Raw genomic sequence first — 10,740 nt, 5'->3', positions numbered from 1 at the left:
GTGTCGCCGACCTTCTTCAGCCAGCGGGTGATGGTGCCTTCGGTGACGGATTCGCCGAGTTCGGGCATTTCAACGTCGGTTGCCTCGCCAGATGCGTTTGCAGAATCGTCCTGCTTGGGCTCTTCCTCAGCCTCAGCCTTGGGCTCCTCGGCCTTGGGCTCTTCAGCTGCTGCCTCTTCGCCTTCTTCGCCAAGTTCAGCGATGACGGCGCCGACATCAACAGTTTCGTCCTCATTAGCGAGGATCTTAAGCAGAACGCCAGCAGCAGGGGAGGGGATCTCGGTATCGACCTTGTCGGTGGAGACCTCCAGCAAGGGTTCATCGGCGGCGACAGCGTCACCAACCTTTTTCAGCCAGCGGGTGATGGTGCCTTCGGTGACAGATTCACCGAGCTCGGGCATCTCGACAGAGAACGCCATTGTGTCAGACTCCTTGAAGGTCGTGTTGGAGATTAACGTCTTAACATTTAGAGACTACCTTTTCCGCCCCCGTAATGTTGAAGTCCCCCCAACAACCCAGGAAAACCCCCTATGATGGGGGCTTGTGTTCAACATTTTTGGTCGGAATCGTGCAGCCAAGTCCTCTCTGAAACCACCGCGCGCACCGGGGGATACTATTCGCCAGCACGACTTAGACGAGCTGATGCGTTGGTGCGCAGGAAGGCCTCTGGTGGAGGCTTTTGTCGAGCCAGAAACCATCGTCAACGAAATGTCGGTTGTTTTGGTAGACGCCGATGGGGAACACATTCGTCGGCCGATTGGCGGCCCTAAGGGCATCGATGTCATAGCCAACCAATTGGGCGTGCCCGTGTACGACGTAGAGGACACCGGATACCCGCAACGTATGCGAGATCGAATTGGACGCGATCGCATCTTGCGCAAGCGGGCCGAGCAAGCGCAGCGGCGGGCTCAGCGTCAACAGGACTAGAGCAGGACTAAGTAGCGGATCCAAGCTCCTCGATTGCGGCAACGACTGTGCGCACCGGAGCGCCGGTCGCGCGGGCCGGGTTAACACCGTAGGGGCTGGAATCGTTCCATGCAGGACCTGCAACGTCGATGTGTGCCCAGGGGGTTCCCTCGGAGACGAATTCTCCGAGGAAGAAGCCTGCAGCCAGCATGCCGCCCCAGCGGGCGCCGGCGTTCACCAGGTCGGCGACCTTGGACTTCATGCCTTCGGCGACCTCGTCCGGGATGGGCATCGCCCAAGCAGGCTCGCCCACTTCGCGTCCGATTTCAGCGATACGGTCGCGGAAGGAGTCTTCACCCATCACGCCGCCGGTTCGGCGGCCAAGGGCAACTAGGGCAGCGCCAGTAAGCGTGGCGGTTTCGATGAGGTAGTCGGGGTTGTCTTCGCAGGCGCGTGCGATCGCATCGGCGAGGATCAGGCGGCCCTCGGCGTCGGTGTTGACGATCTCGACGGTCTTGCCGCCGTATTGGACGAGGGTGTCGCCGGGGCGGTATGCATCGCCGGAGGGCATGTTTTCAGCCATGGGGATGGTGGCCGTCACTCGAGTGCGAACGCCCAGGCGTGCTGCGGCGATCACGGAGGCAATCATCGCTGCAGAGCCACCCATGTCGGAAATCATGGCTTGCATGTTGGCGCCAGGCTTGATGGAAATGCCGCCGGTGTCGAAGGTGATGCCCTTGCCCACCAGGGCGACGTGCTTGGCGGCATTGTCGGGGTTCCAGCTGATGCGTACCAGGCGTGGCTTGCGCGCGGAACCGCGGCCAACGCCGACGATACCGCCGAAACCCTGCTCTACCAGCTGTTCGTAGTTGAGGATCTCAACCTCGCAACCCGCGGCGCGTGCCTGCTCTGCAGCAAACAGCGCGTACTTTTCCGGGTAGAGAGCATTGGAGGGGGAGTTAACCAAGTCGCGAGCCAAGCAGATCGAATCAATTAGGATCGATGCACGCTTGAGGGCAGCGTCAGTGGAATCATCCAACGCCTCGACAATCGCCGCAACCTGCTGCACGGGCGAGGGGTTCGAAGGGCTATTTTTCAGACCGTCGTAGAAGTAGCTGCCCAGCCCGGCTCCCAGCAGGGCTGCCTCCACATCAAGGTCTCCCGTGGCAACAGCCAGGGTGTTGACGCCGCGTAGGTTGCGGACTGCTTCAGCGATCACGTCTGCGACCTGAGGGGCGTTGAGATCTTCAGAACCAAGGCCCACAGCGATCACGCGCGCAACCGCTGCGTCCTGAGGTGCAGGAACAACAGTGGTGCTGCCGCGACGGCCGCTCGCATTGACCGCATTCAAGGCCTGCATCAACGCGGCGTCATCAATGGAGAATTCGGAAGGGAGTACACCGATGCTGAAGGAACCCGCGCCGTTGGCCTCACTAGCGTCACTTCCTTTCCCCTGAGCAAACAAGGGAACCACCACGGCATCCGCGCCCAGTTGAGCGACAGAAGAAGCCGCAACGATCTTGACCTCGGCACGGTGTCCACGAACGGGAACTGCCTCCAAAGAATCGGCAGCGGAGGAACCAACAAAATTAGACATGCAACATCCTTCACAGGGGGATCGAGCTCGACTACATACGGCAACGGTGCGGGCTGTGCAAGCGCAACTTCTTCGGCGCCACAGACACACCGCCAACGCCCCCACCATAGCCCAGCTGCCACAAACACACAGACAGGTGTACTTTTGTACCCATGGCCCCACTGAATTTTGAGATTAATCGCGTCGCGAACCCCACCACAGCCGAGCAACTTGAGGAGATCCTCAGCAACCCCGGCTTTGGCAAATACTTCACCGACCACATGGTCACCATCGACTGGAGCGCTGACAAAGGCTGGCACAATGCGCAGGTTACCGGTTACGCCAACATCTGCCTCGACCCCGCCACGAGCGTATTCCACTACGGCCAAGCCATTTTTGAAGGCCTGAAAGCCTATCGTCAGGCAGACGGAAGCATCAAGACCTTCCGCCCCGAGGCCAATGCCGAGCGACTCAACGATTCCGCCCGCCGCCTGGCCATGCCGGAGCTGCCGGTTGAGGACTTCGTTGAAGCTCTGCGCGTGCTTGTCGACGTTGACCAAGCATGGGTTCCGCCTGCGGGTGGCGAAGAATCGCTCTATCTGCGCCCCTTCATGATCTCCACCGAGGCCTCCCTGGGCGTTCACCCCTCCAACGCCTACAAGTTTGTGGTCATCGCCTCGCCTGCAGGCGCATACTTCTCCGGCGGGATCAACCCGGTGAGCGTGTGGCTGTGCGAGGACTACGTCCGCGCGTGCCCCGGTGGAACCGGCGCCGCAAAGTTCGCCGGCAACTACGCAGCCTCCCTACTGGCCCAAGCACAAGCTGCGGAAAAGGGTTGCGATCAGGTCGTATGGCTCGATGCGCTCACCCACAGCAATGTTGAGGAAATGGGCGGTATGAACCTCTTCTTCGTCCTAGGCGAGGGCACCGGTGACGGTGGAGCGACCATCGTCACCCCGGCACTGTCCGGCTCCTTGCTTCCAGGCGTTACCCGTCGCTCGCTGCTGCAGGTCGCTCGTGATCTTGGCTACCGCACCGAGGAACGCGTGTTCAGCACCGAAGAATGGCAGCGCACGGCCACCAGTGGCGAGATGACAGAGGCCTTCGCATGCGGAACCGCCGCTGTTATCACCCCCGTCGGCACCGTCAAGAGCTTCCACGGTGACTTTGACATTGCCGGAGGAGCAACCGGATCGATCACCATGCAGCTGCGTGAGCAGCTCACCGGCATCCAGCGCGGGGCAGTCGAAGACACCCACGGGTGGATGACCACCCTGGTTGGCTAGATCCCAGCCACCACGCACACGACACTGAGCACCGTTGCAGCTGCAGCGGTGCTCAGCTCTATGACGGCCCCAAAGCAGTCACCATTGAGGCCACCAAAGCGCCGATCAAACAGCGGCCACACAACCCCGGCTGGCAAGGCAAACCCCAGTAGGGCGGCCACGGCAACGATCGGGCTCATGCTGCCCACTATCGGGAGTAAGGTGGCCCACAGTGCACACGTAGCCACTGCAGCCCACAGCAGCGGGATCCATCGGGCAATAGTGCCCACAATCAACCCCCCGAACCCGGTCGCTTTCTGGGGGCGGTGGCCACGAGTTGCCCCCCAGGTGGCTGCGATGCGCGCTCCAAATGGCAGTGCCGTGATCAGCGCAACTCCGGTGCTGGAACAGCCGCTGAGAACATAGACGGCGGCGGTCTGCACAGCCAGGGTGAGGACCATGGTCGCAGCCCCCAGTGCGCCGGTGTAACTATCCGCGAGGATTTCCTGAGCACGCTGGGGTGGGGCGTAGGAACCTAAAGCATCACCGACATCCGCGAGGCCGTCAACGTGCATTCCCCGAGTGAGCAGCTGCCACGTGCAGACAACGGCGACGGCGACCAACAAGCGCAACTCGGGATAAGTCGCAGCGAGTGCCGCGAGCGCTACGGTGGGCGCGGCCAGAATCAACCCGACGACGGGCATAGCAGCCATGGCGCGCCTACCCGTGGTGCGATCAAAAAAGCGCGCCCCACGGCAAGGGATGATGCTCAGCCAGCTAATAGCAGTGCCCACGCCTTCGACAAGCGCAGGTGCTCGGGCGGGTTCTTCATCGGGGCGGGGTGCAGCCGCAGAATGAGCAGCACTGTTGTGGCCGTGGCCTGCTTTGCCAGACATCGCTAACTAGTGGGCCTCAGAGACACCGGCAGAGCTAAACGTGGCCATGTCGCAAAGGATGTTGGCGCTGAGCTTGACCAACGGTAGGGCAGTGGCTGCCCCGGAGCCTTCACCAAGTCGCAAGCCGAGGGAGACGATGGGGTCCAGCCCCAACCGTTCCAAGGCGATGGCGTGCGCAGGTTCGGCACCAGCGTGGCCCGCAACCCACCAATCGCGCGCGCCAGGGGCGGCGAGATCTGCAATCAACGCAGCGGAGGTGACCACCACACCGTCGAGGATGACGGGTGTGCGGCGCACCGCTGCTTGAGCCAAGAAGCCGGCCATAGCGGCCAAATCAGGGGAAGCGGTGGTGCGGGCGAAAGCGATGGGGTCGGCGGTCTTTTCCCGGGCCCGGAACATTGCGTCGCGAACAGCTGCTAGCTTGCGCTGCCATGCGGCGTCATCAATTCCAGTGCCCCGACCAACAACTTTGACGGGTTCCGCACCGCACAGCGAACCGATGATGGCCGCAGCGGGAGTGGTATTCCCGATACCCAGGTCGCCCGCGATCAGAAGGTCCGCCCCGGAGTCAACCTCCTGGTCAGCCACAGCGATACCCACCTTGAACGCGGCGATCGCTTCTTCCGTCGTCATGGCGTCCTCACGGTCGATGGAACCGCAACTGCGACGCACACGCTCGGGCCCCTCGGCGTCATGATCGAGGGACACATCAACCACCCGAACGGTTGCTCCACCAGCAGAACCGATGGCGTTGATGCCGGCCCCACCCGCCCGAATGTTCGCCGCCATCTGCAGCGATACTTCGGTGGGGTAGGCGGACACGCCGTTGGCTGCGACCCCGTGATCGCCGGCGAACACGACGATGCGCGGGTCGGTGATCTTCTTAGGCGGGCACACACCCTGGCAAGCAGACAACCAGATGCCCAATTGCTCGAGGCGACCCAAGGAACCCGCAGGCTTGGTCAGGTCGTTTTGGCGAGCGGCTGCTTGTGCTCGGGCGTCGGCGCTGGGGGCGTCAATGGTGGGGAAAAGTTCAGCGGACACTGGTGGGCTCCTTTGATTCAAAAGTTGTGTCTTTGAGGGTTACACGCTGCCCAGCAATGCTGAGCACGACGCGCTCGCAGATGTCTGCGATGCGTTGATTGAGGGTGCCGATTTCGTCCCGGAACAGTCTACCCGCGTGCGATTCTGGAATGACACCCATGCCAACTTCCGGGCTGACCAGGATGATGTCCTGCTTGCAGGTAGACAGCAGATCGAGCAAGCGATTGGTGTGCTCTGCGATGGAGCCTCGTGGCTGATCCCATGCTCCCGTGGAATCGAGGAGGTGCGTTAGCCATGTTCCGAGGTCATCGACAAGAATAACGCCGCGGGGGTCGGCCTGGTCACGATCGTCCAGGGTGTCGAGGACGTCGAGTAGGTCGCGTTGGTCCTCAGTGGCCCAGTGCAGTGGCCTGCGCTGGGCATGTTGATTGATGCGCTCAGCGAAGTCGGTGTCGCCGGGCCAGGGGCGTGCTGTCGCGATGTAGAGGCAGCTACGTCCGGCCACGAGCTCTTCGGCGAATAGCGATTTGCCGGAGCGAGCTCCGCCTAAGACGAGTGTGCGCATGGCGGGTGTTAAACCTTGTCGCCGATTTCTACGCGCGGCATGGGGGTGCGCCAGCGGCGGGGCTGGTTGGCGCGGGAGTAGGCGTAGTAGCCGAGGGTGAATCCACCGGCATCGAGGTCACCGAATTTCGCGCGGGCGGCCTTGACCGCGCGGCGTCCCAGAATGACACCTTCGATGAGGAAGGCGAGCATGAGCGCCATGGTGAACATGCTGATGGGGCCAGCTACGTTCGGGTTCGAGTTGGCGATAAGCATGAGCACGAGTAGCGCGAGTGCAGCCGGCATGAGGAAGTTGGCTAGGAACCGGCGCGCGTCAACCCAGTCACGGAGGTAGGCTCGCACGGGGCCCTTGTCGCGCTCCAGCAGGTAGCGTTCGTCGCCGCGCGCCATGGCTTCTTGGACCCTTCGGCGTTCTGCACTGGCTTCTTCGCGTTCTTTACGCTGGAGGGCCTTGTACTCCTCCTTGGGCATGGAGGCCTTGAGCTCCTTTTTGCGCTGTTTAGCCTCTGCGCGGGTCATGGGTGGGGTGGTGTTTCCGCGGTGGGGTCGGTCGCGTTTGGGGGTGGGCTTGCCCTTGGGTGGGGTGTAGCCCTTGGGGCGCTGGGTGGTATCGGTTGCGTCGTCTGCGACGGTGTCGTGTGCCACGTGTTCTTCGTGCTGTTTACTCACCCGTCCAAGGTTACTAGATGCCTGCTGTGGCGTGTTTTGGTGTCGGGCTGTACCCTTGGGTGCTTAGGGAGCGCTATGTGCGCTGACGCTGCAGGATTCTAGGAGATTTTTTATGAGCAATACTGAGACCGCAACTGACTCGTCCACTTCGAACACCGGGGTGATCCTCAGCGAGGCGGCCGCTGCCAAGGCGAAGGCTTTGCTGGACCAGGAGGGTCGCGACGATCTGTCCTTGCGTATCGCTGTGCAGCCGGGCGGTTGTGCTGGTTTGCGCTACCAGCTGTACTTCGATGATCGTGACCTCGATGGGGACAAGGTCGATGTGGTCGGTGGCGTTCGTTTGGTCGTGGACAAGATGAGTGTTCCGTACTTGTCTGGTGCCACCATCGATTTCGCTGACACCATTGAGTCGCAGGGTTTCACGATTGATAACCCCAATGCGGGTAGCTCCTGCGCTTGTGGTGATTCCTTCAACTGATGTGTAGTCGGATGTACTGACTGCTGCGGGCTTACGTCCGCGTATTTAATGACGTCGCGTTATTGTGCGCTACCACGCTGAATGCTGGTGGGCACCGCGGCGTCATTATTTTTAGCCATATAGATAGATAATCTAACTAGATCGTTTAAAGGTGTAGCTATGGCATCGACACAAGCAACAAGCTTTCCGGCTGAGTGGCTCCGAGGGATTACCCCCTTGGCCATCATCAGCGTGCTAGCAAGCGCCCCCATGCACGGCTACGCCATCGGCCAAGCGCTTGAAGAAGCCGGTATCGGCAAGGTCAAAGGCGGAACGCTCTACCCCATTCTTGCCAAGCTCGAAGCGCAAAACATCGTCAGCTCCGAATGGGAGCACGCCGACTCTGGGCCGGGGCGAAAAATATTCACCCTTACGGCGCATGGAAAACAACACGCAACAGCGATGAAACAGCAGTGGGCGAGCTTTGCCAACAGCATTAACCAGATCACGAACAACATCGAAGGCTAGGGAGGTCAGCCATGTCCAACACCCCACACACCAACGCCCAAACGACCCGCGAGGATACAGACCAACGATGGCTGAGCACCTACCGCACCCGGGCGCTCGAACTAGCCAGGCAGTCTGGCGAAAACACTCCCGCAATAACGCTGTTCGGCGACCCAGAACAGACTGCAGTGCGCGACGTGGAGGAGTTGTACAACCAAGACGAGCGTCTCGCAGCCAAACTCAACCTCTACAGCGCCGCAGAGCTCGGAAGCTTTGCAGTCGGAATTGGGGCGATCCCAGCCCTCACGTCCTTTACCCGGGGTGACGGCTCGTGGGACCTATTGGTCGCATGGCCTTTTAACGCCTTGTTGATTTTCGGCGTGGCCAGGCTGCTGCAAAGCATCACATGGTCGAACCCACGGCGAAGCCTACGAGCCTTGGGCATGACGGCCGTGGGGCTGGCGGGCGCCTGGATAAGTTTGCTGCTGCCTCTAAACAACTATCGGCAAGCGGTATCAGTTTTTTCCTAGCGCTGGCGCTCATACTGGCCGCAGCCATCGCGGTACGACAAATCTTGGTCGTACAAATCCTCTATGGGGGCGCCAGGCGGCGAAGGCCCGTCAAGCAGTTGTCATCCTGCTTGCCTGCCTGGGGTTCGCCGCCACCGCGTACGGTGCTTACCTTATTATCACTAGCGACGATTACGGCGTGTGGAAGTTGGTCCTCATGGCTATCATCGCGTTGAGCGTTGTGCTTTACGCGGTCAACATCATCGACGTCGACCGCCGCTGGCTGGTGCCAGACAACGAGGCCTAAAGCTCGCTAGTCAGCGCTACAGTTCCACGGGGTAGTCGCGCTCTTCGATACCCGGGTCAATGCGATGCTCGACGAAGATGCCGTGCCAGATCATGAAGGACAGTACCGTCCACAGTCGGCGCGAATGATCGCTCACGCCCTGGCGGTGTTCTTCGAGCATTTCCAACACTGCGGGCTTGTTGAAGATGTGCTCTGTGCCCGAAGCGGTGATCTGCTCCAAAGCCCAACCATGCAGCTCATCGCCGGCAAGCCAGTGGCGCATGGGCACGGGGAAGCCTAGCTTCTTGCGGTGCAAAACATGCGCAGGCACGATCTGCTCCATCGCCTTACGCAAGGCATACTTCGTGGTGCCCTCGGTGATTTTGAGGTCATAGGGGATGGTTTCTGCGACGGCGAAGACTTCCCGATCCAGGAAGGGCACGCGCAACTCCAAAGAGTTGGCCATAGTGATCTTGTCGGCCTTGACCAAAATGTCGCCGCGCATCCACGTGAACAGGTCTAGGTGCTGCATACGCGCAACCGGATCCATGTCCCGCGACTTGGCGTAAATCGGGGCGGTGACGTCCGTGTGGTCCCACTCAGGGCGGGCATCGATGAGCACTCGCGATAGCTGCTCGTAATTGAAGCTGCGAGCATTGCCGTAGTAGCGCTTTTCCATCGGGGTGGTTCCGCGTTCCAGCAGAGACTTGCCCTTCATCCCTTCGGGCAGCACGCGAGACAAGCGGTTGAGCCCCTTCAATAGGGGAGCGGGAACCTTATCGAACGGCGCGAGAGACAACGGTTCCTTGTAGATGGTGTAACCGCCGAAGAGTTCGTCTGCGCCCTCGCCGGAGAGCACCACCTTGACGTGCTTGCGAGCTTCTGCAGCAACAAAATAAAGCGGAACCAGGGAGGGATCCGCTACGGGATCATCCAGGTACCACATGATCTTCGGCACTGCGTCTGCGTACTCCTCCGGGGAGACAACCTTGACGATGTGTTCCGCGCCAATGGCTGCGGCAGATTCCGCTGCGACGTCAACTTCCGAATACCCCTCACGTTCGAAACCGGTGGTGAAGGTCAACAGGTTCGGATTGTGCCGCTTGGCAAGGGTAGCGATCGCGGTGGAATCAATGCCGCCGGACAGGAAGGACCCCACGGTGACATCGGCACGCATGTGCTTAGCGACCGAATCCTCCAGCGCTGCAGCGATCCTGTCGAACAAGTCTTGTTCCTTGTCCTTCGGGACAGGGGTGGTCTTAAACTTCGGTTCGAAGTAGCGGGTGGAGTCGACGGTGCCGCCCGGGGTGACGAATGCGTAGGTACCTGATTCCAGGCGACGGATACCGGCGTGCAGGGACTCCGGTTCAGGGGTGTATTGAAGGTCGACATAGTGCTCGATAGCACGGTGGTCGAGGCTTAGATCGAGGTCGATCGCCCCGGCCATGTCGAGGATGCACTTTTTCTCAGAAGCGAATACGGTGCCGGCATCGGTTGTCGAATAGTACAGCGGTTTGATGCCGAAGGGGTCGCGGGCCAGGAACAGCTTTTTCTCGATGCTGTCCCAAATCGCGACACCGAACATTCCCCGCAGGTGCTTGACAACATCTGGGCCCCAGTGGTGGAAACCAACAACAATCGGTTCGCCGTCACCGGAGGTATTGAACTGGTACCCCAGGGCACTGAGCTCCTCGCGAAGCTCAATGTAGTTGTAGATCTCGCCATTGAAGGTCATGGCATAGCGGTCGGGCTGATCCTGTGGTCCCCACTGCAGGGGCTGGTGGGAATGCTTGAGGTCAATAATTGACAGACGGTTAAAGCCGAAGACCGCGTTATCGTCGTGCCAGGTGCCGGCCTCGTCTGGGCCGCGGTGGCGCATGCAGGGCAGTGCATGTTCAATTGCCGGAGCGAACGACGCCGCGTTGCAGTGGGACGTGAGCATGCCGAGCAGGCCGCACATAAAAAGCCTCCAAAGAAATAAAAGGGTTGACGGCGCAACTATACCGTCCCGGTCTGGTCGAGCGGGGAGGGCGCAGCCCGGGCGGTGGGGAATGGTGGGGG

12 protein-coding genes are annotated in these 10,740 nt (G+C 60.7%); 5 read left to right on the top strand and 7 right to left on the bottom strand.

Translation table 11 applies throughout. The annotated features are described in order from the left end of the window. The coding region (locus L1C91_RS02435) for a biotin/lipoyl-containing protein (RefSeq protein WP_328219569.1) at positions 1-419 on the bottom strand (419 nt) is incomplete at its 3' end. A gap of 124 nt (positions 420-543) precedes the next feature. Between L1C91_RS02435 and L1C91_RS02430 the strand changes: the two genes are divergently transcribed. After that, the gene (locus L1C91_RS02430; RefSeq protein ID WP_234857825.1) at positions 544-927 is read left to right on the top strand and encodes an oxidoreductase; all 384 of its coding nucleotides are present in this window, start codon (positions 544-546) and stop codon (positions 925-927) included. A gap of 7 nt (positions 928-934) precedes the next feature. Here the strand turns inward: L1C91_RS02430 and L1C91_RS02425 are convergent, their stop codons facing one another. Beyond that, positions 935-2,503: a leucyl aminopeptidase gene (locus L1C91_RS02425; RefSeq protein ID WP_234857824.1), complete on the bottom strand. Its 1,569-nt coding sequence runs from the start codon at positions 2,501-2,503 to the stop codon at positions 935-937. A 152-nt stretch (positions 2,504-2,655) separates the two neighbouring features. Here L1C91_RS02425 and L1C91_RS02420 point away from each other — a divergent pair, with 152 nt between their 5' ends. Beyond that, positions 2,656-3,768, top strand: coding sequence for a branched-chain amino acid aminotransferase (locus tag L1C91_RS02420; RefSeq protein ID WP_234857823.1), 1,113 nt, complete (start codon positions 2,656-2,658; stop codon positions 3,766-3,768). Here the strand turns inward: L1C91_RS02420 and L1C91_RS02415 are convergent. From L1C91_RS02415 to L1C91_RS02400, 4 genes are read right to left on the bottom strand one after another with little or no spacing between them, the layout of a single operon-like run. Further along, positions 3,765-4,643, bottom strand: a complete 879-nt coding sequence (locus L1C91_RS02415) for an adenosylcobinamide-GDP ribazoletransferase (RefSeq protein WP_234857822.1) — start codon at positions 4,641-4,643, stop codon at positions 3,765-3,767. The two genes, L1C91_RS02420 and L1C91_RS02415, sit on opposite strands and share 4 nt — an antisense overlap. Positions 4,644-4,649: 6 nt before the next feature. Beyond that, the gene (cobT, locus tag L1C91_RS02410) at positions 4,650-5,687 is read right to left on the bottom strand and encodes a nicotinate-nucleotide--dimethylbenzimidazole phosphoribosyltransferase (RefSeq protein ID WP_419178689.1); all 1,038 of its coding nucleotides are present in this window, start codon (positions 5,685-5,687) and stop codon (positions 4,650-4,652) included. Next, the gene (gene cobU / locus L1C91_RS02405; protein WP_234857821.1) at positions 5,677-6,252 is read right to left on the bottom strand and encodes a bifunctional adenosylcobinamide kinase/adenosylcobinamide-phosphate guanylyltransferase; all 576 of its coding nucleotides are present in this window, start codon (positions 6,250-6,252) and stop codon (positions 5,677-5,679) included. The genes cobT and cobU overlap by 11 nt, the downstream gene beginning before the upstream one ends. 8 nt (positions 6,253-6,260) lie before the next feature. Then, complete coding sequence (locus L1C91_RS02400) at positions 6,261-6,920, bottom strand: DUF3043 domain-containing protein (RefSeq protein WP_234857820.1); 660 nt, start codon at positions 6,918-6,920, stop codon at positions 6,261-6,263. An 82-nt stretch (positions 6,921-7,002) separates the two neighbouring features. Here L1C91_RS02400 and L1C91_RS02395 point away from each other — a divergent pair, with 82 nt between their 5' ends. The 3 genes from L1C91_RS02395 (at position 7,003) to L1C91_RS02385 (ending at position 8,414) form a co-directional block, all read left to right on the top strand. Continuing rightward, positions 7,003-7,398, top strand: coding sequence for a HesB/IscA family protein (locus L1C91_RS02395; protein WP_419178695.1), 396 nt, complete (start codon positions 7,003-7,005; stop codon positions 7,396-7,398). Positions 7,399-7,557: 159 nt separating this feature from the next. Then, a complete protein-coding gene (locus L1C91_RS02390; RefSeq protein WP_234857818.1) occupies positions 7,558-7,905 on the top strand; it encodes a PadR family transcriptional regulator in 348 nt (115 codons plus the stop codon). 11 nt (positions 7,906-7,916) lie between these two features. After that, the gene (locus L1C91_RS02385) at positions 7,917-8,414 is read left to right on the top strand and encodes a hypothetical protein (RefSeq protein ID WP_234857817.1); all 498 of its coding nucleotides are present in this window, start codon (positions 7,917-7,919) and stop codon (positions 8,412-8,414) included. A gap of 302 nt (positions 8,415-8,716) precedes the next feature. On the opposite strand, the gene asnB is transcribed toward L1C91_RS02385, so the two are convergent. Next, entirely contained in the window at positions 8,717-10,639 is a 1,923-nt protein-coding gene (gene asnB / locus L1C91_RS02380) for an asparagine synthase (glutamine-hydrolyzing) (protein ID WP_234857816.1), read from the bottom strand. Positions 10,640-10,740: the final 101 nt, after the last annotated feature.

Origin of the sequence: Corynebacterium argentoratense (assembly GCF_021491455.1) — a bacterium.
Classification (GTDB): Bacteria; Actinomycetota; Actinomycetes; order Mycobacteriales; family Mycobacteriaceae; genus Corynebacterium; species Corynebacterium argentoratense_A.
The sequence above is the reverse complement of the archived record's forward strand: the minus strand, read 5'-3'. Positions and strand labels throughout refer to the sequence as shown.